General features: G+C 69.6%; 21 protein-coding genes and 2 pseudogenes. 20 read left to right on the top strand and 3 right to left on the bottom strand.

What is annotated here, in order from left to right:
* Positions 1–5 precede the first annotated feature (5 nt).
* A complete protein-coding gene (locus AB0F72_RS34125; protein WP_360440319.1) occupies positions 6–335 on the bottom strand; it encodes a (2Fe-2S) ferredoxin domain-containing protein in 330 nt (109 codons plus the stop codon).
* 214 nt (positions 336–549) lie between these two features.
* Here AB0F72_RS34125 and rpmF point away from each other — a divergent pair, with 214 nt between their 5' ends.
* Genes rpmF through AB0F72_RS34110 form a run of 3 tightly spaced genes read left to right on the top strand, consistent with a single transcriptional unit; the run spans position 550 to position 2,877 of the window.
* A complete protein-coding gene (rpmF, locus tag AB0F72_RS34120; protein ID WP_360440316.1) occupies positions 550–729 on the top strand; it encodes a 50S ribosomal protein L32 in 180 nt (59 codons plus the stop codon).
* Entirely contained in the window at positions 726–1,964 is a 1,239-nt protein-coding gene (locus AB0F72_RS34115) for a GTP-binding protein (RefSeq protein ID WP_360440313.1), read from the top strand. The genes rpmF and AB0F72_RS34115 overlap by 4 nt, the downstream gene beginning before the upstream one ends.
* Positions 1,948–2,877: a GTP-binding protein gene (locus tag AB0F72_RS34110; RefSeq protein WP_360440310.1), complete on the top strand. Its 930-nt coding sequence runs from the start codon at positions 1,948–1,950 to the stop codon at positions 2,875–2,877. The genes AB0F72_RS34115 and AB0F72_RS34110 overlap by 17 nt, the downstream gene beginning before the upstream one ends.
* A gap of 192 nt (positions 2,878–3,069) precedes the next feature.
* On the opposite strand, the gene rpmG is transcribed toward AB0F72_RS34110, so the two are convergent.
* A complete protein-coding gene (gene rpmG, locus AB0F72_RS34105; protein ID WP_360440307.1) occupies positions 3,070–3,237 on the bottom strand; it encodes a 50S ribosomal protein L33 in 168 nt (55 codons plus the stop codon).
* Complete coding sequence (gene rpmB, locus AB0F72_RS34100; protein WP_360440304.1) at positions 3,237–3,470, bottom strand: 50S ribosomal protein L28; 234 nt, start codon at positions 3,468–3,470, stop codon at positions 3,237–3,239. The genes rpmG and rpmB overlap by 1 nt, the downstream gene beginning before the upstream one ends.
* Positions 3,471–3,609: 139 nt before the next feature.
* On the opposite strand from rpmB, the gene rpmE reads away from it, so the two are divergent.
* The 17 genes and pseudogenes from rpmE to AB0F72_RS34015 all read left to right on the top strand — a co-directional run bounded on the left by rpmE (position 3,610) and on the right by AB0F72_RS34015 (position 24,009).
* A complete protein-coding gene (gene rpmE / locus AB0F72_RS34095) occupies positions 3,610–3,777 on the top strand; it encodes a 50S ribosomal protein L31 (RefSeq protein ID WP_360440413.1) in 168 nt (55 codons plus the stop codon).
* Between the two features lie 340 nt (positions 3,778–4,117).
* The gene (locus tag AB0F72_RS34090) at positions 4,118–5,563 is read left to right on the top strand and encodes a choice-of-anchor M domain-containing protein (protein ID WP_360440410.1); all 1,446 of its coding nucleotides are present in this window, start codon (positions 4,118–4,120) and stop codon (positions 5,561–5,563) included.
* A 72-nt stretch (positions 5,564–5,635) separates the two neighbouring features.
* Positions 5,636–6,682, top strand: coding sequence for a DUF916 domain-containing protein (locus tag AB0F72_RS34085; RefSeq protein ID WP_360440301.1), 1,047 nt, complete (start codon positions 5,636–5,638; stop codon positions 6,680–6,682).
* Complete coding sequence (locus AB0F72_RS34080; RefSeq protein WP_360440298.1) at positions 6,679–8,295, top strand: TIGR03773 family transporter-associated surface protein; 1,617 nt, start codon at positions 6,679–6,681, stop codon at positions 8,293–8,295. The genes AB0F72_RS34085 and AB0F72_RS34080 overlap by 4 nt, the downstream gene beginning before the upstream one ends.
* A 71-nt stretch (positions 8,296–8,366) precedes the next feature.
* Positions 8,367–9,017 (top strand): choice-of-anchor M domain-containing protein, encoded by a 651-nt coding sequence (locus tag AB0F72_RS34075; protein ID WP_360440295.1) that lies wholly within the window; start codon positions 8,367–8,369, stop codon positions 9,015–9,017.
* Positions 9,014–9,652, top strand: coding sequence for a choice-of-anchor M domain-containing protein (locus tag AB0F72_RS34070; RefSeq protein ID WP_360440292.1), 639 nt, complete (start codon positions 9,014–9,016; stop codon positions 9,650–9,652). Before AB0F72_RS34075 ends, AB0F72_RS34070 begins: the two co-directional genes overlap by 4 nt.
* Before the next feature lie 92 nt (positions 9,653–9,744).
* Positions 9,745–11,289: an anchored repeat ABC transporter, substrate-binding protein gene (locus tag AB0F72_RS34065; protein WP_360440289.1), complete on the top strand. Its 1,545-nt coding sequence runs from the start codon at positions 9,745–9,747 to the stop codon at positions 11,287–11,289.
* A gap of 18 nt (positions 11,290–11,307) precedes the next feature.
* Entirely contained in the window at positions 11,308–12,186 is an 879-nt protein-coding gene (locus AB0F72_RS34060) for a choice-of-anchor M domain-containing protein (RefSeq protein WP_360440286.1), read from the top strand.
* Entirely contained in the window at positions 12,183–12,905 is a 723-nt protein-coding gene (locus AB0F72_RS34055; protein WP_360440283.1) for an anchored repeat-type ABC transporter ATP-binding subunit, read from the top strand. The genes AB0F72_RS34060 and AB0F72_RS34055 overlap by 4 nt, the downstream gene beginning before the upstream one ends.
* A gap of 1 nt (position 12,906) precedes the next feature.
* Positions 12,907–13,755 carry an anchored repeat-type ABC transporter permease subunit gene (locus AB0F72_RS34050; protein ID WP_360440280.1) on the top strand — a complete coding sequence of 283 codons (849 nt, stop codon included), beginning with the start codon at positions 12,907–12,909 and terminating at the stop codon, positions 13,753–13,755.
* Positions 13,756–13,818: 63 nt separating this feature from the next.
* A pseudogene (locus tag AB0F72_RS34045) lies at positions 13,819–14,781 on the top strand (choice-of-anchor M domain-containing protein); the annotation flags it as partial.
* A gap of 1,485 nt (positions 14,782–16,266) precedes the next feature.
* A pseudogene (locus AB0F72_RS34040) lies at positions 16,267–17,055 on the top strand (hypothetical protein); the annotation flags it as partial.
* A gap of 113 nt (positions 17,056–17,168) precedes the next feature.
* A complete protein-coding gene (locus AB0F72_RS34035; protein ID WP_360440277.1) occupies positions 17,169–17,966 on the top strand; it encodes a class I SAM-dependent methyltransferase in 798 nt (265 codons plus the stop codon).
* Between the two features lie 1,338 nt (positions 17,967–19,304).
* Entirely contained in the window at positions 19,305–21,812 is a 2,508-nt protein-coding gene (locus tag AB0F72_RS34030) for a glycosyl hydrolase family 28-related protein (RefSeq protein ID WP_360440274.1), read from the top strand.
* Between the two features lie 412 nt (positions 21,813–22,224).
* The gene (locus AB0F72_RS34025; protein WP_360440271.1) at positions 22,225–22,566 is read left to right on the top strand and encodes a hypothetical protein; all 342 of its coding nucleotides are present in this window, start codon (positions 22,225–22,227) and stop codon (positions 22,564–22,566) included.
* Between the two features lie 282 nt (positions 22,567–22,848).
* Positions 22,849–23,343 carry a DinB family protein gene (locus AB0F72_RS34020; RefSeq protein ID WP_360440268.1) on the top strand — a complete coding sequence of 165 codons (495 nt, stop codon included), beginning with the start codon at positions 22,849–22,851 and terminating at the stop codon, positions 23,341–23,343.
* A 201-nt stretch (positions 23,344–23,544) separates the two neighbouring features.
* Positions 23,545–24,009 carry a DIP1984 family protein gene (locus AB0F72_RS34015; RefSeq protein ID WP_360440407.1) on the top strand — a complete coding sequence of 155 codons (465 nt, stop codon included), beginning with the start codon at positions 23,545–23,547 and terminating at the stop codon, positions 24,007–24,009.
* The last annotated feature ends 142 nt before the right edge of the window (positions 24,010–24,151 follow it).

Below are 24,151 nucleotides of genomic sequence, written 5' to 3'. Positions count from 1 at the left end.
CGGGTTCAGCCGTCCCGATCGGCCCGGGCGACCGATTCCAGCAGCCGGCTCACCTGAGCGGGACTCTCCACCGGGCCGAAGAGCCGGCCGGCGCCGGCCGGGACGCCGCTGATCACCGCGACCGCCGGCGCGACGGTGCAGGCGCCCAGGCACTCGCTGCGGACCAGCACCGCGTTGCGTGTTCTGCGGACCGCCTCCCGGAGGACTCCGAGCAGGGTGGCCGCTTCTCCGGCACCGACACCGGTGTCGGTGCGATGCCCCAGGGCGGCGCACCGGTGCCCGCAGCACAGCAGGACGGTGACCTTCGCGGTGCAGGGTGTGACCTGCTCAGGCATGCGTCGTCTCCTTTCGGCGAGGTTTCCCGAGGCTTCCCGCTGGGCGTGGCCCGGCGGACGCCGTTGTCCGCCGGGCTCTGGCGTGCACACGCCCGGCGATCCCGCTGTCGGTCAGGAGTGCCGGGCGCCGCGCCCGATGCACCTCCACTTTACAATGAAAACCGTTTCCAACAAGATGTGTCGTGCCAGATCTCCAGCGGAAGAGGAAACACCCATGGCTGTCCCGAAGCGGCGCACCTCACGCGCCAACACCCGCCACCGCCGCGCCCAGTGGAAGGCCAGCGTTCCCGCCCTGGCCGACTGCCCCTGCCCGCGCAAGGAAAAGGTCGTTCCGCACCGCGCCTGCGCCCACTGCGGCATCTACCGCGATCGGCAGGTGACCGAGCCGCGATGAGCACCACGACCACGCCCGCTCGCCTTCCCGTCACGGTCCTGTCCGGCTTCCTCGGCGCGGGCAAGACCACCCTGCTCAACCACATCCTGGCCAACCGTGACGGGCTGCGCGTCGCGGTGATCGTCAACGACATGAGCGAGATCAACATCGACGGCGCGCTGGTTCGTGACGGCGGGCAGCTGTCCCGTACCGAGGAGCGCCTGGTCGAGATGACAAACGGGTGCATCTGCTGCACCCTGCGCGACGACCTGCTCAGCGAAGTGGCAGGCCTCGCCCGTCAGGGCCGCTTCGACTACCTGATCATCGAGTCCAGCGGCATCTCCGAGCCGCTTCCGGTCGCCGCCACGTTCGCGTTCGGCATCGACGAGCAGGACCGGGTGCTGGCCGACATCGCGCGGCTCGACACCATGGTCACGGTCGTCGACGCGCCCCATCTCATCGCCCGGATCAACGCGGGCGAGAGCCTGGAAGCGCGTGGACTGGCGGCGTTCGAGGGCGACGACCGTACCATCGCGGATCTGCTCGTGGACCAGCTCGAGTTCGCTGACGTCATCGTGATCAACAAGACCGACCTGGTGACGGCCGGGGACCTCGCCCGGGTCCAGGCGCTGGTGACCCGCCTCAACCCGCGCGCCCGGCAGATCGGCTCGGCGTTCGGCCGGGTCTCCCCCGCGGACCTGCTCGACACCGGCAGCTTCGACATGGAGGCCGCCGAGTCCGCGCCCGGCTGGGTGGCCGAGCTCAACGGCGAGCACATTCCCGAGACCATCGAGTACGGCATCAGCAGCCTGCTGTTCCGTGCCGCGGAACCGTTCCACCCGCAGCGGCTGTGGGATCTGCTGGAAACCGCGATCACCGAGTACGGGGTGCTGCGCTCCAAGGGATTCCTGTGGCTGGCCAGCCGGCCCGGCATGATCGGCCTCTGGTCACAGGCCGGTCCGAACGGGCAGTGCGATGCGGCCGGTGTGCCGGTCGCCGTCACCGGCGTCTGGCCCGACGACCCGGATGAGCGGGCCGACCTCGAGCAACGCTGGCATCCGGTGTTCGGTGACCGGCGCCAGGAACTCGTCTTCATCGGGGTACGGCTGCCCGCCGACCAGCTGCGCGAAGGTCTGCGCCGGTGCCTGCTGACCGCCGAGGAGCTGGCGGCCGGCGAGGACGACTGGCGCACCTTCGCCGACCCGTTCCCGCAGTGGATCCTCGATCAGGCGCAACCGCATGCCCATCAGCACTGAACCGGTGTTCTGCGGTTTCTGGCCACACGCCACCGCCGAGGTCGCCGGCGGACACGCCGTGCTGCCGGAGGTCGCCGAGCCGGACGAGATTCGCAGCACCGGGCGGCCGAACCCGGTCGTCACCACGGTCGTGCCCGCCGACCTGCTGCTCGACGGCCTGACCGACGAGCGGCTGCTACGGGAGGTGGACCTGCACCGCGACGACAGCGATGAACGCAGCATCGGCGACCTGGTCGCCCGGCAGATCGAGCAGGCCGACACGGTCCTGCTGATCGGGGAGCTCGACGACGAGTGGGATACCGAGCAGCTGCGTGTCCTGCTGCGACGGCTCGCGCCGTGGGCCGGCCACCCGCGGCGCGGTGACCAGCTGACCGCGGGCCTCGGCCGGGCCGAGCCGGTGGACGCGGTCATCCGGGGCCTGCGCGGGCACGCGGTGGGCGTACACGAACCGTTGCCGTCGCACGGGGTGAGCGCCTGCGTCTTCCGCGCCCGGCGCCCGTTCCATCCCGGCCGGCTGCACGACGCCCTGGACGAGGTGACCGAGGGCGTGCTGCGCTCCCGCGGCCACTTCTGGCTCGCCAGCCGGCCCGATCTCGTCATGACCTGGGAATCCGCCGGCACGCTGTCGATCGGGCCGCACAGCGGCTGGCTGGCCGACCTGCCCGGCGAGCACTGGGACGATGTGGACGTCGAACGCCGCCTCGCCGCCGATCTGGACTGGGATCCGTACTACGGCGACCGGCACCATCAGCTGTCGTTCACCGGCATCGACATCGACCCGGTACGCCTGCACCGCGCCCTGGCCGGATGCCTGCTCACCGACGCCGAGCTGTCCCGCGGCGAGCAGCACTGGCGGCGGCTGCCGGACCCGTTCCGGAAGGCCTACCCGGCCTCGGCGGTCACCGAGGTGTGATCCTCCCGGCTCGCCGGCTCGCCGGCTCGCCGGCTCGCCGGCTCGCCGGGAAAGGCCACACACGGCGAGGCGTCACGTCACCGGCGAGGTCGGCGACGTGACGCCTCGATCGTGCGGCCGGCACCTACCGGGAGGCCGTGCGGACGCCGGGAAGGTCACCGCGCATCGCCAGTTCGCGGAATCGGAAGGCCATCAGCGGTCCTCCCGGAAGTCGACGTGCCTGCGGGCGACGGGGTCGTACTTGCGCAGCACCAGGCGGTCGGGGTTGTTGCGGCGGTTCTTGCGGGTGACGTAGGTGTAGCCGGTCCCCGCGGTGCTGCGCAGCTTGATGACGGGACGGACGTCGGTGCTCCTGGCCATCAGAGCTTCACCCCCTTGGCCCGAAGGCGGGCGGCCACGGAGTCGATGCCGTCGCGGTCGATGATCTTCAGCCCGGTGGTGCTGACGGTCAACCGGATGGTGCGGCCGTCGGCGAGACGGAAGCGACGGCGCTGGATGTTGGGATTCCAGCGGCGGCGGGTGCGGCGATGGGAGTGCGACACGGCGTTGCCGAAGCTCGGCTTCGCGCCGGTCACGTCACAGACGACAGACATGCCGCGATCCTATAATGAAAACCGTTGTCATTATCAACAGGAGACGGCAGGATGATGGCGTGAGCGCCAACCCGGTCGCACCGTCGAGTCCGCCGCCGCGATCGTCGAGCACACTGCCGTCGACCTGGCGCACGGCTGTATCTCCTGCACGCTGCGCGAGGACATGCTGGACGGCAACACCTACCCGGTCATCGACGTCGAGATCTCATCGGCCAGCCACCCGTTCTGGACCGGCAAGCAACGGCTTCTCGACACCGCCGGACGTGTCGAGAAGTTCCGCGCCAAGTACGCCCGCAAGGCCAAGTGACCGACGGGGGCGGCACCGTGGGTGCCGCCCTCATCAGCGGGCCGCGCATTGACGATGTGTCCTGCCGCGACACCACCGCTGAAGTGAGCTGATCAATCCCAAGAGGATCGTCAGCGGATGGTGATCACCCCATTCCTTTATGCAACGTTGCGCATGTGTCGACTTCTTGGCGCGGCTTAAAGAAAATCGATATCGTTATCGATTAGTTCCCTCTCGCCCACCCCGCAGCGCCCCCTTTCCCTGGCCCGGCATGCTAGCTTCCCACCGAAAACGAGATTCGTTTTCAATTGCATGCTCGTCCAGAAGGGAGTCCTGCGTGAGAAGACCCGATTTGCGGGTCATGTCCGCTGCGATCGGCCTCGCTCTCACCGCCACCGCCTTCGTCGGCGCCGCGCCCGCGCTCGCCGCCGACACGGTGGTGCTGTCCAAAGGCCACACCGACGCTGTCGACGTCCATTACGAGGGCGGGACGCTGAAGCTGAAGGTCAAGGACGACACGGTGAGCCCCGCGGTGGTGCGTGACCCGGCCGACGTCACCTTCCAGGTGCTGCCCGCTGCCGAGACGACGGTGCCGGATCTCCCGGCCTTCTCGTTCCTCGGCGCTCCGGGCAGCAAGATCTGGATGCTGCCGCAGGTCCAGGACGCGAACCTGCTGTGGCCGGGCTGGAACACCGGCCGGCTGAACTCCGGTGTCTTCGCCGGCGACAAGGTGAGCATCAGCCTGGTCGGCGTGGACGGTCCCGGTGACGTGACCCTGTTCGACACCAACTCGCTCGGCACGCCGAGCATCAAGTTCCGCAGTGACGACGGGCTGCCCGACCACCTGGACGTGCCGGTACACACCCACGCGCACGCCGGCTGGGTGTTCTCCGCGACCGGTACGTACACCCTGAAGTTTCAGGCCGACGCCACGCTGGCCAACGGCACGAAGGTCAGCACCGGGCCGGTCGACTACAAGTTCGTGGTCGGTGACCTCCAGTCCGGCGGCGGCGATCTCAGCCTGGGCATCTCCGGGATGAACGAGGGCGAGTATCAGCCCGGCGACGCGGTCACGCTGCAGGCCGTCCAGTCCCCGCAGGGACCGCTGACCAAGTACCAGTGGTTCAGCAAGAAGCCCACCGAGGACGGCTTCACGGCGATCGAGGGCGAGACCGGCGCGTCGTACAGCTTCACCGCGACGCGCGCCCTCAACGGCACCCAGTACGTCGTCAAGCTCTACGACGGCGAGAAGATCGCGGCGACCAGTACCGAGGTCTGGCTGTGGGTGGCCTTCCCCCCGGAGGGCAGCAGCACTGCCAAGACCGTGACCGCCACCATCAACGCGTCCGAGGGCGCGCTCGTGATCAGCGTCGATCCCGAGGATCGGGCCGTCGCCCTGCCGGCAGCCGTGCTCTCCGCAGCCGGTGACCGCTGGGAGAGCAGCGGCCCGCTCAAGCCGGTGAAGGTGACCGATACCCGCGCGGCGCAACCCGGCTGGACCACGTCCGGCCAGGTCGCCGACGGATTCCGCACCGACGACGGCAAGACCTTCGCCGGTGGCTACCTCGGCTGGACGCCCAGCATCACCTCGCAGGGCAGCCGGCAGGGCGTGGTGGCCGGGCCGGTGTCGCACCCGTACGGCACCGTCCAGCCGCACACCGGTCTCGGCGGCAGCGCGGTGCTCGCGTCCGCGCCGAACGGCAAGGGTCTGGGCACCGCCGAACTCGACGCGGCGCTGAAACTCAGCGTCCCGACCGACACGGCAGCCGGCACCTACACCGGCACCCTCACCCTGACCGCCATCTGACGACGTCGCGGGGCGACTCGGGTACCCGCCCCGGCCGCCCCGCGACGCCGGTCACGAAGTGAAAGACCCCTCATGCGTACCCGCGCCATCACGGCCGTCCTGGCCGTAGCCGCCCTCCTCAGCCCCGCGCCCGCACAGGCCGCGCCCACGAGCGATTCCTTGACCTGGTCGGTCGCGCCGTCCGGCCCGAAAGGCCCGAACGGGCGCCCGGCGCTGGACTACAAGCTCGACCCCGGCGCCACCGTGACCGACCACGTCGCTGTCACCAACCACTCGAAGCGCCCGCTCACCCTGCGGCTCTACGCCCACGACGCCTTCACCACGGCGGGCGGCGGCTTCGACCTGCGCGCCGGCAATGCCGCGCCCACCGACGTCGGGAGCTGGATCAAGCTGGCGCAGTCCACGATCACGCTGCCGTCGTCATCCCGGGTCGTCGTGCCGTTCACCGTGACCGTGCCGGCCAACGCCACCCCCGGCGACCACGCGGGCGGCGTGGTCGCCTCGCTCGCCGCCGCGGCCACGGACGGCGCGGGCAACCAGGTCTCCGTCGATCACCGGGTCGGCGCCCGCGTCTACCTGCGGGTGGCCGGACCCCTGCGGCCCGCCCTCAGCATCACCGGCGTCGAGATCGGGGCCGCGACGTCCTGGAACCCGCTGTCACTGCCGCGCGTCACCGCCGCCTTCACCATCACGAACACCGGCAATGTACGCCTCGGCGGCACCCCGTCGGCCCGGGTGGAGGGACCATTCGGCTTCGGCAGCCGCACCGCCGCGGCGAACGCGATCCCGGAGATCCTGCCCGGCGGATCGCTGACCACGACCATCGCGCTGGACTCCGTGCCGCCGCTGGTCCGCGAGAGCCTGACCGTCGACATCATGCCCGCACCCGCCGACGGCCGCCCCATCGATCCCGCACCGGCCCGCGCGGCATCCCAGCACGCCTTCTGGCTGATGCCGTGGCCCCAGCTGATCATCGTCGCGGCCGCCGCGGCGCTCCTGCTCGCCTGGCTGTTCGCCCGCCGCCGGCGCAACCACCGCGTGCAGGCGGCCCTGGCCGCCGCTGAACGACGCGGCCGCGAGCAGGCAAGCGCAACCCTGGAGAAGGAAGGAACCTCATGACCCGCAGGAGAAGGCTCGACCTGCGCACGACCGTCGCCGTCGCCACCACCTCGTTCGCGATGGCACTGACCGCAGGGGCTCCGGCTGTCGCGGCCACGCCGGCCGACGGCGCCGACCTGCTGGCGCTCTCCGTGGAGTCCGGCGAACTGCGGATGAGCTTTCGCAGCCTCGGACAGACCGGCACGGATCCGCAGGCGGTGCGCTTCACCGCCTCGGGCTCACCGGTCGGCGTCGTTCCCGACGATCCGGCCTTCGCCTTCCTCGGCAAGCCCGGCGCGCCGGTGTGGTCACTACAGGATGGCTCACCGTTCTCCACGTTCGACACCACCGCGATCACCACGGACGGGGTGACCCTCGAACTGGCATCGGTCGAAGGCCCCGGTTCCTTCGCCGCCTACACGCTCTCGGAGTGGGGGCGGCCCACCCTGCTGCTCGACAGCGACGGTCAGAGGAGCACCCGGCTGCCCGCCGGACAGCGGCTGGGCGGCGTGGTCTGGCTGTTCGACGCCGCCGGCGAGTACCGCGTGACACTGCGGGCGGCGACACGCACCGGTGCGAGGACTCTGCGGGACGAAGCCGTCTACACCGTCTCGGTGCCCGCGCAGGCCCCGACCGGTCCATCGACGCAAGACCCCGAGCCGGAGCAGACCCGCGGGTCGGAGCAGGCCGCTCCTGCCGCCGCGAGTGCCGCCGAGGCCGCCGCCGCACCGAAAGCCGCCGCGCCGAAAGCCGCGCCGCCGGCAGCCTCTGCCGCCGCGGCCGGCGGCAAGAAGGTGATCTCCGATGGCCACGTCGACATGGGACCTCAGCTGTCCGGCGGCGCCCTCACGATCAAGCTCAAGGACGACTCGACCACTCCCCCGACCTGGCGTGAACTGGCTGACGTCACGCTCAAGGTGACCGAGAAGGCGGTCATCGACGTTCCGTCCGGCAGCGGGTACGCCTTCCTCGGCAAGGCCGGCGACAAGGTGTACCTGCTGCCGCAGTCGCAGCAGTCCGGCATCGTCTGGCCCGGCTGGAACACCCAGCACGAGTCGGTGGTGAAAGGCACCAAGGGCAACGTCACCTGGCGGCTCAAGCAGGTCACCGGGCCCGGCGAGTTCAAGCTCTTCCTCACCGGCTCGTTCGGCACGCCCGAGGTCGTCTTCGACTCCGCCAAGACACTGCCGCAGCGGCTCAGCGTCGCGCCCAACACACACGCGCACGGCAACTGGGCTTTCACCGAAGCCGGCGTCTACAAGCTCACCGTCGACATGACCGCGACCACGACAGCCGGCAAGAGCGTGTCCGACACCAAGACCCTGACTCTGGCCGTGGGCGACTCCACGAACACCGGGGACGGCAAGGACGACACCGGCAACGGCGGCTCCGGCGACGGGGGCGGCAGTGGGGGCACCGGCAGTTCGGGCACCGGCAGTGGGGGCACCGGCAGTGGAGACGGAGCCGGCACCGGCGACGACTCGGGTGACGGCAGCCTCGCCAAGACCGGCATGAACATCGTGTCGATCGCCGGGGGCGGCGCCGTGTTGCTCGTGGCCGGGGCGGTCACCGTGGTGCTCACTCGCCGCCGACGCGGCGAGACGGACCACATGTCCACCCCGGACCCTTCCTAACGAACATGAAAACCAATATCGTTTACGTCGATCCGGCCGCTCGGAGCCGGACTCGCCTCAAGGAGATCGCCTTGCGTAAACCGTTCCGCCTCCTGATCGGCAGCGGCGTCCTCGCCGCCGCCCTGCTCGGCACGGCCGTACCCGCCCAGGCCGCCGGCACCGTGGTGCTGAGCTCCGGCCACGTCGACATCGTCGACCTCGCCTACGAGGACGGCGCCCTGGAGATCGGCGTCCACGACGAGACAGTCGAACCCGACGTCGAGCGCGAGGTCGACGACGTCGTCTTCCTCGTCAAGAACGCCGCCAAGACCACCGTCCCGGACAACCCGGCCTTCGCCTTCCTCGGCACCGCCGGCAAGCCGACCTGGATCCTTCCCGAGATCCAGAACGAGGAGCTGCTCTGGCCCGGCATCGCCACCGAGGAGATCGAGGCCGGCGTCTTCGCCGGCGACACGGTCTCACTCGCGGTGCAGAAGGTGACCGGCCCCGGCCGGCTCGCACTCTTCACCGAGGACGCGGTCGGCACCCCGAGCGTGCTGGTCAACAGCGCCGACGGCCTGCCCGACACGCTGAGCCTGGAGGCCGGCTCGCATCAGCACGCCAGCTGGGCGTTCTCCAAGTCCGGCGTGTACCTCATCAAGATCCGCGCCACCGGCACCCTGACCGACGGCACCACCGTCACCTCTGACCCGGCCGTCTACAAGGTGGTGGTCCAGCCGTGAAGCGCCTCCTGACCGCGGCCGCCCTCTCGGCCGCACTGGTGGTGACGGCGGGCTCGCCCGCCTACGCGGCCACCACGCTGACCAGCGGCCACGTCGACGTCCTCGACGTCGACTACACCGCTCCGGGCACCCTCACCCTGAACGTGGGCGACGCGACCGGCGGCACCCTGGTGGAACGCAACCCCGCTGACGTGGTCTTCCAGGTGCCGGCAGCCGCCAAGATCACCATCCCGGCCGGCAGCGCGTGGTCGTTCCTCGGCGCCGCGGGCGGCACCGCCTGGGTGCTCCCCCAAGGCAACACCAGCGGCCTGCTCTGGGCCGGATGGAACACCGCGGAGATCCCGTCCGGCGTCTTCCAGGCCAACTCGGTGACGTTCCGGCTGAACAGCTTCACCGGACCCGGCCACGTCAGCGTCTACACGGTCGCCTCCGGCACGCCGACCAGGCTGTTCGACTCCAGCGACGGGCTGCCGGACACCCGGGCCGTCGCCTACAACGCGCACTCCCACGCCAACTGGGGCTTCACCCAGGCCGGCACCTACACCGTCAACTACGAGGTGACCGGCAAGCTGCTCTCCACCGGAGCGACCGTCACCACCGGCACGAAGGCGTTCACCTTCACCGTCCTGCCGTAACCAAGCCTGCCGTAACCAAGCCTGCCGTAATCGAGGCGGGTCCGCTCCAGCGCAATTGGAGCGGACCCGCCGCCCACCGTACCCGGAGCCTGATGAAACGCCTGCTCGCCGCCACGTTATCGCTCGGAGCCGTGGCCGGTTGCGCACCACCGCCCGCCCTGTCCGACAACGACGGCCGGGTCCAGGTGGTCACCACCACCGGCATCCTCGCCGACCTGGTCCGCAACGTCGGCGGCGACCGGGTCCTGGTCGATTCGATCGTGCCGGACAACGCCGACGCGCACGCCTACGAGCCGACCCTGCGCGACGTGCGCAACGTCGTCTACGCCGACGTCGCCTTCAGCAACTACCTGTTGCTCGAAGCCCAGAGCGTGATCAAGACGATGGACGCGAACCTGCCCGACGGCGTCCGGCAGATCTCGCTCGCCGAAGGCGCCACCAAATACGCCGCCGAGATCATCCCGCTCGTCGAGGACGTCTCCCTGGACACCATCTGGCTCGGCCTGCGCGCCAGGGGCGACGGCACCGCGCACGGCGTCACCCGCTCCTCCGACGTCCGGCTCTCCGCGACAGCCATCGACGGTCCGGGCCGGCTGTCCGCCTATCTGACCGAGTCGTTCGGCAACCCCGACACGGCGTTCGACTCCGGCGACGGCGTGGACCCGGCCAACGGCTACCGCGACGACACCATGACCCTGCCGCCGGATGCGCACACCCACATGAGCTGGGCGTTCACCGAACCCGGCGTCTACCGCCTCACGCTGCGCGCCGAGCTCGCCGTGTCCGCCGACAGCAGGCCCGTGCCGATGGGCGAGCAGACGTTCACCTTCGCCGTGGGCGTCGACCCGCACACCGTGCCGGGTATGAGCGGGGCGCTGGTGCTGCGCGACGGCCACACCGATGTCACCGCCGACATCGACAGCGGCCGGCTGTACCTGTACACCGACGGGGAGGGCGGCACCGAACAGAAGCGGCACGATCCCGCCCGTACCGTGATCGAGGTCCCGGCCAAGGCCCTGAAGGAGGTGCCCGCCGGCCCGGGTTTCCGGTTCCTCGGCCGGCCGGGCACGCGGATCTACCAGCTGCCACAGGCGGTGCTCGGCCGGCACGTCCACGGCGAGATCGACCCGCACCTGTGGCAGGACGTCGGCAACGCCCAGTCCTACGTGGAGCTGATCCGGGACAGCCTGATCGCCGCCGACCCCGCCGGCACCGCCGACTACCGCGCCAACACCGACCGTTACCTGGGCGAGCTGAGTGCTCTCGACGCGTACATGAAGGCCCAGATCGAGGCCATCCCGGCGGCGAACCGGCATCTGGTCACCACCCACGACGCCTTCGCCTATCTGGCGAAGGCCTACGGCATCCCGGTCGCCGGTTTCGTCACCCCCAACCCGGCGGTCGAACCCAGCCTCGCCGACCGGCGCCGCCTCACCGAGACGCTGCGCAACCTGCACATCAAGGCGGTCTTCCTGGAGCCCAACCTGCGTTCCCGCTCCTCCACGCTCGTCGAAGTCGCCAAGCAGCAGGACGTGCGGGTGTGCGACATCTACGGCGACGCCTTCGACGACCGTGTCACCGACTACCTGGCGATGATGCGCTTCAACGCCGACTCGCTCCGTTCCTGCCTCTCCTGAACCAGCCGAGGACCAACCTTGATCAAGTCCCTGCTCGCCGTGCTTCTCGTCGCGGCCCCCAGCCCGGCACCCGACCTCGACCAGTCACTCGACCCCGGCCAATCCCAGGCGGCCGGCCGAGCGGTGCTGGAATCCGGCCACGTCGACATCGGCCCCCGTCTGCGTGACGGCACGTGGACCATTCAGATCCACGACGACCACGCCGTACCGTCGGTGTGGCGTGAACCGGCGGACACGGTGCTCCGCATTCGTGACACCGCCCGGCAGCCGGTTCCCGACGACGAGGCCTACGCCTTCCTCGGCGAGCAACCCGGCGCCGAGGTGCACGTGGTGCCGCAGACCGAGAAGCAGGGCGTCGTCTGGATCGGCTGGAACACCCAGGACCCCGGCGTTCTCGGCGCCATCAGCCGGGGTGTCACGATGAACCTGCGCGGCGTCCAAGGGCCCGGCAACGTCACGGTGTTCCTCCAGTCGGGCAATCTCGGCGCCCCGCAGGTGCTGTGGAGTTCCGCCAAGCCGTACCCGCAGCCGATGTGGGTGGAGACCAACACGCACACCCACGCCAACTGGGTCTTCGGCAAACCGGGCACCTACCTGCTCGCCGTCGACGTCACCGCCGACCTCGCGGACGGCTCCACCGCCTCGGCGAGCACGGTCCTGCGCCTCGCTGTCGGCGACACCACCAACCCCGACGACGCCTTCGGCGCCGCCTTCACCGCACCCCTGCCGGCCGCTTCCGGGTCCGCAGCCGCCCAGGCTCACAACCCCTCCTCCGGTACGGGCAACGCGCTCATCTATGTCGCGATCGCGGTCGGGGTCGCCGTCCTGGTCCTGATCCTGCTCGTGCTGCGGCAGTCCGCCGTGCGCCGCCGCGCCGAGGAAGAGCCGACGCGATGACCGCCGCCCTGCAGATGACCGGGGTCGCCGCCGACCTCGGCGGCCGTCCCGTGCTGCGCGACGTCGACCTGCGCCTGGACGCCGGCGAGTTCGGCGCCTTGCTCGGTCCCAACGGCGCCGGCAAGACCACCCTGATACGCGCCGCCCTCGGCCTGGTGCCCCTGCGCGCCGGCACGGTCAGCACCGGCAGCGCCGGATACGTGCCCCAGCGCCACGAGTTCACCTGGGACTTCCCCGTCTCGGTGCAGGACGCCGTGCTCAGCGGCCTGGTCCGCCGGATCGGCCTGTTCCGCCGCCCGAAGGTCGCCCACTGGCGGGCCGCCTGGGCCGCCCTCGATCAAGTGAGGCTCGGTGACCTCCGCAAACGGCCCGTCGGTGAGCTGTCCGGCGGGCAGCGGCAGCGTGTGCTCGTGGCCCGGGCACTGGTCCTGGAGCCGTCGGTGCTGCTGCTCGACGAGCCGTTCACCGGTCTCGACATGCCGGCTCAGGAGACGCTGACCGAACTGTTCTCCGAGATCGCCCGGGAACGCGCGGTCCTCATGGCCACTCACGATCTGACCGCGGCGGCGTACATCTGTGATCGTCTGATTCTCCTGAACCGCACCGTCATCGCCTCCGGCCCGCCCGCGGATCTGAAAGATCCGGAGGTCTGGATGCGGACGTTCGACGTCGGTCCCGGCAGCCACCTGCTCAAAGCCCTCGACCTCGCCGGAGCCTGACGTGTCACCGTGGCAGTTCCTCGCCGACCTGAGCAACCCCGACCTGGCCTTCCTGCCCAAGGCCCTGACCATCGCCGTGCTGTCGGCGATCATGTGCGGGGTCGTCGGCTGTTACGTCGTGCTGCGCGGCATGGCCTTCATCGGCGACGCCGTCGCCCACGCCGTGTTTCCCGGCCTGGCCATCGCGTTCCTCTTCTCCGGCAGTCTCGTGCTCGGCGGCACTGTCGCCGGCATCGTCACCGCGCTGCTGGTCACCGTCTTCGCGCAGAACCGGCGGCTCAAGGAGGACTCCGTCATCGGGATCTTCTTCGTCGCCGCGTTCGCTCTCGGCATCGTGATCATCTCCCGGGCGCCGGGCTACGCCGGCTCGCTGCAACAGTTCCTGTTCGGCTCGATCACCGGCATCCCCGACCGGGACCTGTACGTCGTCGGCGGCACCACCATCGCCGTACTCCTGACGGTGTTCCTGCTGCACAAGGAGTTCGTCGCGGTCACCCTGGACCGGGAGATGGCCCGCGCGCTCGGGCTGCGCGTGTTCTGGCTCGACCTGATGCTCTACGTGCTGGTCACCCTCGCGGTGGTGATGGCGGTGCAGACCATCGGCAACATCCTGGTCCTCGCCCTGCTGATCACCCCGGCCGCGACCGCCCGGCTGCTCACCGACCGGCTGCCCGCCATGATGGCGCTCGCGCCGGCGATCGGCGCCGGCTGCGCCCTGATCGGGCTCTACCTGTCCTGGTCCTGGGACCTGCCCGTCGGCGGCACCATCGTGCTCACCCTCACCGGAGCCTTCCTGCTCGCCCATCTGCTGGCGCCACGGCACGGACTGGTCGCCCGGCTCGCCGCCTGACCTCAGGTCTTTCGCTTCATACGCCTCTTTCGCATCACACGCCCATTTCGAAGGACAGACGCAGTGCACATACGATCACGTCCACGCCGCCGGGCCGCGGCCCTGGCGGTGCTCACCGTCGCGGTGGCCACCGTCCTGGCTCCGGCGACGACAGCAGCAGCCGCCGAGGGACCCGCCCCGCAACCACGGGAACACCGGATCATCGCCGGGGTCCACACCGACGCGGTGTCCACGTTCCTCGACGACGGCCGGCTCGCCCTGGCGTCGAAGGCCGACGTCGCCGAGGGCAACGGGACCCGGTTCTCCCCCGGCGACATCCGGTTCCACCTGGCCGACGACGCCAAAGCCACAGTGCCGGCCGGCTACGAGTTCATCGCCCCGGCCGGCAGTCAGGTATGGATCGCCCCCGAGTCCAATCCGGGGACGGGCCGGTTGTGGCCGGGCTTCTCCACCGAGTCGGTGCCCGCCGACGCGATCGACGGCAACCAGACCGCTTTCTCGCTGACCGGCGTCGAGGGCCCCGGCAGCCTGGAACTGTTCACCGCGGCCGGTTTCGGCGGCGCCAAGCGCCTGTGGTCCTCCGATGACGACGGCTTCACCGCGTTCACCGCCGGCCGCACCCACATGCACGCCAACTGGGCCTTCACCGCCGCCGGCACCTACCGCATCGGCGTGCAGGCCGCGGTCACCGTGGCCGGCCGGCGGCAGACCGCGGACGCCACCTACACCTTCGTCGTCGGCGGGCTACCCGCGGCGACCGGCACGAGCACCGCGCTGAGCGCCGCCGCCACCAGCGTCGTGGCCGGTGACACCGTGCGGCTCGAGGCGAGGGTGACACCCGCGGAGGCGCCCGGCTGGGTCGAGTTCCTCGACGGCGGCACCGTGCTCGGACACGCCGCGGTCTCCGGCGGGCGGGCCACCTTCGACGTCAGGACGCTGCCGCTGGGCAACCGGTCGCTGACCGCCCGCTTCGTCCCGCACGTGCTCAACGAGCACGCGCGCTCCGCATCCGCCCCGGTCACCGTCACGGTCACCGAACGCGCCGGCGGCGAGGTCTTCGCCATCACCGGCCTCGCCGACAGTTATCGCGCCGGCGAGCAGATCGACCTGCGCTTCACCGGCGTCACCCTCGGCGACGGCCACCAGGCGCAGTGGATCATCCGCCCCGCGGGACAGACGACCGAATACCTCGCCACCACCGGCGACCGATACACCCGGGACGCCACGGTCGCCCTCGACGGGGCGGACATCAAGGTGCAGATCCGGGGCGCCGGCAACAAACTCGTGCAGGAGACGACCTACAGCGGTCTGCGGATCGACGGCCCCAACACCGGAACCGGTGAGTCCGTCACGGTCACCGGGATGCGCGACAGCTACCACATGGGTGATCCGGTACGGGTCTCCGTCGAGCACCGCGCCCTGGCCGCCGGGGAGACCGGCCGATGGGTGAACCGATTCGTGCCCAGCGGCAGCGCCTGGGACGTGGTCAGCGAGTGGGGACTGCCCAAGACGGTTCCCGGCAGTCCGGGCACGTACCTGATCGACACCCAGTGGCTCAACTCCAACGAGTGGGCGTACGAGATCGTCGCCGCGGACGGCACCATCGCGGGCCGCTCCCCCGCCGTCACCGCGACAGTCCTCAACCGGGAGCTGCAGCTCTCCGGCCTGCGCACCGTCTACCGGGCCGGCGACACCCTGAAAGCCGAGTCCGAGCTCCACCCCGCGCGCGACGGCCTCGCCTACGAGTGGGGCATCGCGTCCGACCAGTGGACCCCGATTCCGGGTGCCGGCTCCTCCTCCATCGAGCTGCCGGTGACCGCTGACCTCGACGGCACCAGCCTCTATCTGACCGTCACCGACGCCGCGACCGGCTTCTACGTCGCCGGCGTCCAGCGTGAACTGCGGGTCACCGACGCCGCACCCGGCGAACAACTGTTGTTCCTGGACTCGCTGTCCGGCCACTACCACCAAGGCGGCACGATTCGCCTGAACGCCTTCGGCGACCCGGTCGCCAGTGACACCGACACCTACCGGTGGCTGTGGAAGCGACCCGACCAGTCCGAGTTCGTCGTGATGGACAAGGTCACGACGGCGACCCACGAGATCCGCGCCGAGCAGGCCCTCGACGGCACGCAGGTGAAAGCCGAGCTGCGTACGGCCGAGGGTGCGCTTCTGGCCACCAGCGAGCCGGCCACCATCTACGTGGACGACCACGGTGCGGCCCCGCAGCAGAAGGTGACAGTCGACGGGCTGGCCGACGGCTACCGGGCCGGCGACGAGGTCGAGCTGACCGCCTCGGTGACGCCGGCCTCGGTGCTGGCCCGGTGGGAGTGGTACCTGAACGGGCAGCTTGTACCCGGCCAGAACGGCGCGCGGCTGTCACTGGCGGCAGCTGCCGAACACGACGGCGCCGAGGTGGTCGCCCGGCTGACCTTCGACGACGGCCGCAGATACGTCGAGTCCACCCCCGTGGTACTGCACGTCGACGGCTCCGGCGAACCCGGCGGGCCGACGCTGTCCGTGTCCGGCATGTCCGCCGGCGAATACCAGCCCGGCGACGCCGTCACCTTGCAGGCCGTCCAGTCGCCGCAGGGCCCGCTGAGCACGTACCAGTGGTTCGCCAAGCGGACCGGTAACGACGACTTCACTCCCGTCGAGGGCGAGACCGGCGCCTCGTACGCCTTCACCGCCACCCGGGAACTGAACGGCACGCAGTACCTGGTCAAGCTCTACGACGGGCAGACCGTGGCCGCCACCAGCGCACCGGTCGCGGTGAAGGTGGCGGCCGGGCCCTGGGGCGGCGGCGCCTCGAAGTCGGTGACCGCGACGATCAACGAGTCGGACGGCGCTCTGGTGATCAGCGTGGACGCCGCCGACCGGGCGGTCGTCCTGCCTGCCGCCGCGCTCAACGGCGCCGGCGACCGCTGGGAGAGCACCGGAGCGCTCAAACCGGTGACGGTCACCGACACCCGCACCGGCCGGCCCGGCTGGACCGCGTCGGGTCAGGTCGCCGACGGATTCCGCACCCCCGACGGCAAGACCTTCGCCGGCGGTTACCTCGGCTGGTCCCCTGCCGTCGTCCAGCAGAGCGACGCACAGGGCGTGGTGGCCGGGCCGGTCGCCGTACCGTACGTGCCGGGCCGGCCCGATACCGGCCTGGGTGACAGCGCGGTGCTGGCCACCGCGGCGTCCGGCGCCGGGCGGGGCACCGCCCGGCTCGACGCCGGATTACGGCTCAGCGTGCCGACCGACACCGCGGCCGGCACCTACACCGGCACCCTCACCCTGACCGCCATCTGAGGACACCACGGTGAGCGGCCGGGGGTTCCGGCCGCTCACCGTGCACTCGCCCGTCCGCCGCACGGCAGTGTGGGTGGCCCATCATGGATTTCGCGCACACCGAGGAGGGACACATGCCCGATGATCGCTTCCTGCGAGCGTTCGACACGGCTGCCAGCGATTTCGACCGGCTCGGACAGCACCTGTGGAAGCCGATCGGACAAGCCACCGTCGACCTGACCGCCCCGTCAGCCGGCCAGCGCGTCCTCGACGCCTGCTGCGGAACCGGCGCCTCGGCGATCCCCGCCGCACATCGCGTCGGCGACACCGGCCACGTGGACGCGGTCGACCTCTCCGCCCCTTTGATCAAGGAACTCCGCCGGCTCGCCGCGGGCCTGCCGAGCCTGCGCCCACACACCGCCGACGTCACGGCTTGGCCTGGCACCGGCTACGACGTCGTGCAAGCCGTACTCGGCATCTTCTTCTTCCCCGACATGGCGGCGGGCACCGAGCACCTCATCCGGTGCGCCCGGCCGGGCGGCCGCGTCGGGCTGACCATCTGGCGGCGCGGAGCGCTGGAGGTTGTGGGCAGACACTTGCAGCAGGCGGTCGCCCGAGTCACCGGCAAGCCGGCCCCACCGCGGCCCGCCAGTCCCATCGAAACCATCAGCGACGCCGACGCCTACGGGGAGTGGCTGTCGCAGCGTGGCCTCACCAGCGTCACCGTGCACACCCGGGAGATGCGGCTGCGCCTGACACCCGAGATCGCGTGGCTGACCATCACCGGCTCCGGATTCGTCGCAACGCTCTCCGGCATGGATGCGCCCCGCATCGCCGGAGTGCGCGACGCCTACCTTGAGGCGTTGAGCCAAGCCGGAGTCACCGAGTTCGACGCCACCACACTCATCGGCATCGGAACGCCGGCCGGCTGATCCCGGACGGCCGGCAGTGCTGCGCCATCGGGTCTGAGCTGGTAGCGACGGACGCGCGGGTTGGTCACCCCTTGCCGGAAGGCGCATGGCGGTCAGCCGGGGTAAGGACCCACCGTCGCCGGAGCGCCGCCAGGCGACGGCGCCGCAGCGAGCCGGCGGCCAGACGACGGCGCCGCGGCGGGCCGGCGGCCAGGTTCGCCGCCGTCAGAAGCAGGCCCAGGCAGAACACCGCGACCCACAGCGTGTCAGGCCCGAACCGGGTGGCGACGAGACCGCGAGTGCGAGCTGACAACTCCCACCTGATCGTCGCTGCTGCCCGTCGGCGGGCCGCAGCGACTCGGCGCCGCGCGAAGGCGCCCTGCGCCGGCTGGACACCACCGGCGTCACGATCACCTTCGAAACGGTCGCCCGCGGAGCGGCCGTCTCCCGGTCCGGGCTCTACAACCAACCCGACTTGCGAGCCGAGATCGAGCGACTCCGAGCGCGGCACCGCGTTCCTTCAGCCCGCGCTGTTCCGGATCGGCAGCAGGCCTCCCTCTGCTGCGGCGACTGCAGGCCGCTACCGAACGCAACCGGCAACTGGAATCCGAGAACCGAGCGTTACGCGAGGTTCTCGCTCTTGCGCTCGGGGAACGACGGACAACGCACCCGCCAGGGAGACCTGAGAGCGCCTCAAGCTCAGCGTGACGCAACGTAATCAACAGTATGCCGCAACAGCTCGATCAAATATCCGCTTCTGCCGAGTTGAATGCGTTCCTCGGCGGGCGGCCAGCGAACGCGAACAGGAGTCGTGTGAGTCCATCGCTCTCCGCGAGATCGATTCGTCGCCCGTTATGCCCGCTGGTGGCTCGCGGTTGCTGCCGGAACGACGTCGAGGGCACACGATCGGTCGCGGAACGCGGACAGGAGCGCACCGAAGCCCGCACCAGCGTGGATGAGAACACACCGAAGCCGTCCGTGTGCCTGCGTCCCGGCTATGGCGTAGACGCAGGACCACGATGGCGTTGTGTGCGACCCCATCCACGTCGACACCTCGATCTTTGACGCTTCGCGGACCCGAACGGCGTTGTTGATCAGCCAGCGTCGGGACATCGCGTTGACAGCCCCATGATCACAGCGATTTCCGGCTGCTGGACGATCAACATCTCGTGAGCCCTCATCTGCCGCGGAGCGCGTGCTCGGCGTACGGGCCCGCTCAATAGATCCTCCACGCCATTCCTGCAGCGGGTTTAGTATCGGGATGACCCAACCGGAAAACATCGTTGATGAGCGACAGTTACCTTTCACGGTTCCCCTTGAGCGCTGAGCCTGGCGCGATCGCCTGTCGAGAAGAGGGCCATGGCGACGGTTCAACACATGACTGCGGCGGTGCCTCTGGTGGCTGGGCAGGTCGTGTGGATGGGGGGCGGTTCTGCGCAACCGTTCGTCCCTGGACCCGCCGGCATGGGCGCCGACCAGTATGCCGCCCATCGTGGCACCCGTCCCTTGGGTATCACGCTGGGCGGGGCAGCGGCCGCCGCCCCGGTGGACGTGCAGATCTTGGGTCAGGTCGACACCGCAGTGGTGACACTGGGCCCGGGTGCACGCTCGATGATCGGTTGGGACGCCGACGGCGCGGTGGTGCGGGTGCCGGACCCGGCGTGTTGCAGCCATCCGAACTACGTCGGGTGGTGTGACGAACTCGGGACCGTCTTCGTCGAGCCGGCCTACCGGCAGACCAGCTTCAACATCAGGGATTTCGGTGCCACGGGGGACGGTCTCGCCGACGACACCGCCGCGATCGAGGCGGCACTTGCCGCAGCCGCGCGGCTGTCCACGGTCATCTTCGGCCAGGGCATCTGGTACGGCGGCGGCGTTGTCTACGTTCCGTCCGGCTCGTATCGCGTTACGCGAAGCCTGATTCTCCCCAGGCACACGCGCCTGGTGGGTGAGTCGATGCGCACCGCTGCGCTCTTCTTCTACCTGCCCGAGACCGGGACGATCGCGGAAGATCCGCAGCAGGGCAGCGGGATTGTGTGCACCAACGAGATCGCCGCCAACGGCTACCCGCAGACGGGCGTCGAGGACCTTTCGATCATCGGTGCGTGGACCGGCACGATCAGCGAACGGGCGAAGCGGCTCGGCGCTGGGCTGCTCTTCAAGGGGGGCGGACCGCTGTGCGGAGTGCGGCGGTGCGCGATCGAGGGATGGCGGGTCGGTATCTGGTTCGACACGATCAACATCGCGACCGTGGAGCAGTGCAACATCGGCGGAAACGTCGGCGCCGGCTATCCCGACGGGTGGACAGCCGAAGACAACCCCGCCGAGGCATACCCGCTGTCGGTGAAGACGTGGGGCGTCTGGCTTGCCAGCATAGGGATCGCCGCTCGGATCGAGGGGGCGGGCTCCGCGTTCGAAACGATTGTCGGCGGCGAGACTCTCCTACTCGCGTACGACGATGCGCCGGACGACACGTTGTCCAGTACCGTCACGATCACCTTTCAACCGGCAGACACGACGGTCCCCGATGTCATAGACCGGATCAACGCGGAAATGGGTTACCCGTGTGCAAGCCAGGTCCAGGACAGCGCGGGGCACCCGCAGCTTGTTCTGTCGGGGCGCAAACCGTCTTGGTGGTCAAGGATCAGGATTGTCGGAGGATCCGGCCTCGCGAAGCTCGGGCTGGAGGACGCGCTCGCATCAGGCTCGGGTAGCGGCCTCGGCAACGAGATACTCAACTCGGGCAACACGTGCAACCTTGTCAACGTCCGCGACTGCCAGTTCAACGGCCCGCATGTCGGCATCTATCTGGAGGACGGCATCGGGCACACCATCGAATCGTGCAACTTCAACATGACGCCGCGGCTGGCGGCTATTCACGGCGGTGTGAACTCTGTCTTCCGGCGGTGTGTCAGTGAAGGTTGCTCGACCACCGGAGTCTTCTACGTGGCGGGTACGACCGGGTTGACCATCGAGGCCTGCGAGGCGGGTGGCTTTTGGAGCCAGAACGAGTTTCCCGAGGTCGGTGGATATTCCAGGCCGACGCAGACGGCGTTTGTGGAATTCGCCCCGGCGGCGGTGAACTACCACATACGCATCCGCGACAACATGATCTTCGGCGCGACCGGCCCGGCCGGTACGTTTCCATGCTCCCCGGTGAACACCGAAGGAGCCCCGTACGCCCTGCTGGGCCAGGTTGACATCCGCGGCAACACCACGGCGGTGGGAGACCGGTTCGTCGGACCCCATGACGTCGGGGACAGCAGCACGATCTACCTGAACGACGATCGTCGCGGGTGCCTGGGCATCGGGACGGCGCAGCCCGAGGCTCTTCTCGACATCAGGCCCAGCTACTCCGACAATCCCACCATCAAGTTCAAGCGGCAGATGCGGGGAGGCCTTTACACGACGGCCGTCGAGGCGCTCTCTCTCGACGACGCGACGCGCGAACACGGCCTGGGCCGCCACGTCTACGACGGCGGCGACATCCAGCAGGGCATGGTGGAGATCCTCCAGCGTGGCGATTGGGCCGCCGGGGACCCCGACGAGTTGGTTCATGTCGACGTACGACGGCACGCGGTCTGCGACTTCGAGATCAGCGTGCTGATGCGGTCCGGGACGTCCGCCGAGGCGAAGCGCTGGCGATTCTGCCGCCTCGTCTACTGGAGCGCAGGGACGGCATACCTGGACACCGAACCCGCCGAGGACACCGAACGCACCATCGGGAACAGCCTCGCATGGCTCAGCCCCACGATCGCAATCGACGACTCACAACGCCTCACCATCACGGTCAAAGCCGCCACGACCGAGGCGAGCTCCGGTACCTGGATCGTACGGATCGAGAATCTTCAGCGTTCGGTGTTCTGACCGGGTCTGTTGCATTCGCCGCTTCGAGGAGCCGAGGCAGGCGTGATCGGTGAAGCATGCTGGTCGGTCGCGCTCCTGGTTTCCACCTCGCTCGGCGTTCGTCGTATTCCGGTTCCCAGCCGAGGTGGCGGGCACTCGCGCAGTTCGACCCGGCCGATTGGGCGGCTTGGGCCGGAAACCTGGTGTGGCTGCCATGGGGCGTAACACTGGGCTTGGCCACATGGGCCTACCACCAACGGGCAAGGATCAAAGGCTCCACGACGCACGCCTCATTGACCCCAGACCACATGCATTGATCCGCCTCGGAGACGCGTCGCCCAGCTGATCTGGCACCTGCTCGGCCGCACTGATCTGCCGCCGTCCGTGCGCGGTAGGCGTCTGCCCGTAAACCCACGTCAAGTAGCCTCTGGTGGTGGTCGAGCCTAACGTCCTGGACGTATCCCAACTCTCCGTTGGGCTCTTCGTGGAGTACCTCGGACCCACGGAGAGCGGCCCCGACGTCACGATGGTCCACGCCGGAGATGCCGAACCCCTTTGCGATCGCCTGTGGCACGGACATCCCGGCGTGATCTCCGAGCCGGCGCCGCAGCACGTCCTAGTCAGCTGGGTCGGACTCGAGGAAGCGGTCGCCAGTTTCGCGGTCGGATTCAGTTGCGACGACCAGGGCTACTACCGCGGGCTGGGTGTTCTCTCCGCCCAGGATCACGAGACGCGGCGCACTCGGATACTGGATGGCAAACCGCCGACAGGCTGACGATTCTCTTTGCGCGATGCGCGCCGTACGCATTTGCCGCGTTCCGCTCGTCACCGAGCCGTCACCGCTGCCAGGTGCCGGACGGTGCCCGCTCATGCCGAGATGAGGGCGTGCAGCGAGTACGTTGTGCAGGGATCAGAGGCGGATTGCGTGGTGCGATGCGGCGCCGAGGCGGGCGATTGCGCACGCCGCCGGCCTCGACGTCGCTCAAGCCGGCGCTGATTCCTTGAGCTGCCGATATGACGGGTGTCCGCGATTGAAGATCCTCGTAGGGTAGGGCCCATGCTTGAGTCCCAGCGCGAACCTGTGCCGTGCAACGACGACGGTGAGCGGGATACGGTTCTGGCGTTTCTGTCCTTCGCTCGGTCATGCGTGTTGAAGAAGGTCGACGGTTTGGGTGAGGAGGAGCTACGGCGCCGCCTGGTCCTTTCGAACACGACACTCCTGGGGCTGGTGCAGCACCTGACCGACGGCGAGCGTTACTGGTTCGGCTACACGCTGGCTGGTGACCAGCGATACGCCGCACTCGACTTCGACATGGTGGTCCCGCCGGACCGGTCCGTCGAACAGGTCATCGCCAGTTATCGGGAGGCGATCGCGGAGAGCGACGCCCACATTGGTGCCGCCGCCGACCTCGAAATACGCACTGCCCATCCGGTGGCAGACGAGCCCCGTACGCTTCGCTGGGTCCTCGCGCATATGACGAGTGAGACCGTCCGGCATGCCGGACACGCCGATATCCTGCGTGAGCTCATCGACGGTGCCACCGGGCGCTGAAGGGCTCCGACCGCGCACTGATCTGCCGCCGAGGGTTCGCGAGCCGCTCTACCAGGGGTCACGTCGGTGGTGGGGGCGCCCACGCCGCCAGGCATGCCGAACTGCGCCGACCGTGCGCTACCCCGGGTGATCGTCCGCGTTGCGGACTACGGCAGATGGAAATCGGAGGCGATTTCGATCTTGGCTGGCCATACTGCTCCCATGAAACTTGCCGAAGCTCTCGCGCTGCGCGCGGATGCGTCGCGCCGTGCCGAACAGCTCCGCTCTCGCATCACCGGCAGCGCGCGTTTCCAGGAGGGCGAGACCCCGGCGGAGGACGCGGCCTCCCTGCTCACGGAAGCAGGCGCGGTGCTCGATGAGCTCGAGTCCCTGATCAGGCGAATCAATCGCACGAATGCCGCCACGCTGGTCGAGGGTGGCACATTGACGGACGCGCTCGCCCGGCGAGACGTCCTGCGGCTGCGGCACAGCATGGTCACGTCCGCAGCTGACGCCGCGGCTGGCGAGGGCCAGCGCGGATACCGGCAGCTGCGGTCCGAGCTGAAGATGATCCCGGCGCTGCCGGTCGCGGAACTACGACGCCAGGCCGACGATCTTGCGCGGCAGGTCCGTGAGGTCGACACACTGATTCAGCGGATCAACTGGGAGGTCGATCTGCTCGACTGACCGGCGCGAAGCAGGTAGCCGACGTGGAGGCGTGCGCAAACCCGAGAGCCGGCGGGCAATCCGGCTCACTCCTGGCGCGCCGGGGGCAGGCGCGGGGGTTCGATTCCCTGATTAACATCGCATGCCCAGCACGCAACACAGG

The sequence above is a fragment of the Actinoplanes sp. NPDC023936 genome, from assembly GCF_040639325.1.
Taxonomy (GTDB): Bacteria; Actinomycetota; Actinomycetes; order Mycobacteriales; family Micromonosporaceae; genus Actinoplanes.
This window is presented reverse-complemented; position numbering and strand designations above follow the sequence as displayed.

Bases quoted from the DNA above. Each gene is read 5' to 3' on its own strand.
- AB0F72_RS34125 (WP_360440319.1), bottom strand. From the start codon at position 335: ATGCCTGAGCAGGTCACACCCTGCACCGCGAAGGTCACCGTCCTGCTG.
- rpmF (WP_360440316.1), top strand. From the start codon at position 550: ATGGCTGTCCCGAAGCGGCGCACCTCACGCGCCAACACCCGCCACCGC.
- AB0F72_RS34115 (WP_360440313.1), top strand. From the start codon at position 726: ATGAGCACCACGACCACGCCCGCTCGCCTTCCCGTCACGGTCCTGTCC.
- AB0F72_RS34110 (WP_360440310.1), top strand. From the start codon at position 1,948: ATGCCCATCAGCACTGAACCGGTGTTCTGCGGTTTCTGGCCACACGCC.
- rpmG (WP_360440307.1), bottom strand. From the start codon at position 3,237: ATGGCCAGGAGCACCGACGTCCGTCCCGTCATCAAGCTGCGCAGCACC.
- rpmB (WP_360440304.1), bottom strand. From the start codon at position 3,470: ATGTCTGTCGTCTGTGACGTGACCGGCGCGAAGCCGAGCTTCGGCAAC.
- AB0F72_RS34090 (WP_360440410.1), top strand. From the start codon at position 4,118: ATGTCCGCTGCGATCGGCCTCGCTCTCACCGCCACCGCCTTCGTCGGC.
- AB0F72_RS34085 (WP_360440301.1), top strand. From the start codon at position 5,636: ATGCGTACCCGCGCCATCACGGCCGTCCTGGCCGTAGCCGCCCTCCTC.
- AB0F72_RS34080 (WP_360440298.1), top strand. From the start codon at position 6,679: ATGACCCGCAGGAGAAGGCTCGACCTGCGCACGACCGTCGCCGTCGCC.
- AB0F72_RS34065 (WP_360440289.1), top strand. From the start codon at position 9,745: ATGAAACGCCTGCTCGCCGCCACGTTATCGCTCGGAGCCGTGGCCGGT.
- AB0F72_RS34055 (WP_360440283.1), top strand. From the start codon at position 12,183: ATGACCGCCGCCCTGCAGATGACCGGGGTCGCCGCCGACCTCGGCGGC.
- AB0F72_RS34035 (WP_360440277.1), top strand. From the start codon at position 17,169: ATGCCCGATGATCGCTTCCTGCGAGCGTTCGACACGGCTGCCAGCGAT.
- AB0F72_RS34030 (WP_360440274.1), top strand. From the start codon at position 19,305: ATGGCGACGGTTCAACACATGACTGCGGCGGTGCCTCTGGTGGCTGGG.
- AB0F72_RS34020 (WP_360440268.1), top strand. From the start codon at position 22,849: ATGCTTGAGTCCCAGCGCGAACCTGTGCCGTGCAACGACGACGGTGAG.
- AB0F72_RS34015 (WP_360440407.1), top strand. From the start codon at position 23,545: ATGAAACTTGCCGAAGCTCTCGCGCTGCGCGCGGATGCGTCGCGCCGT.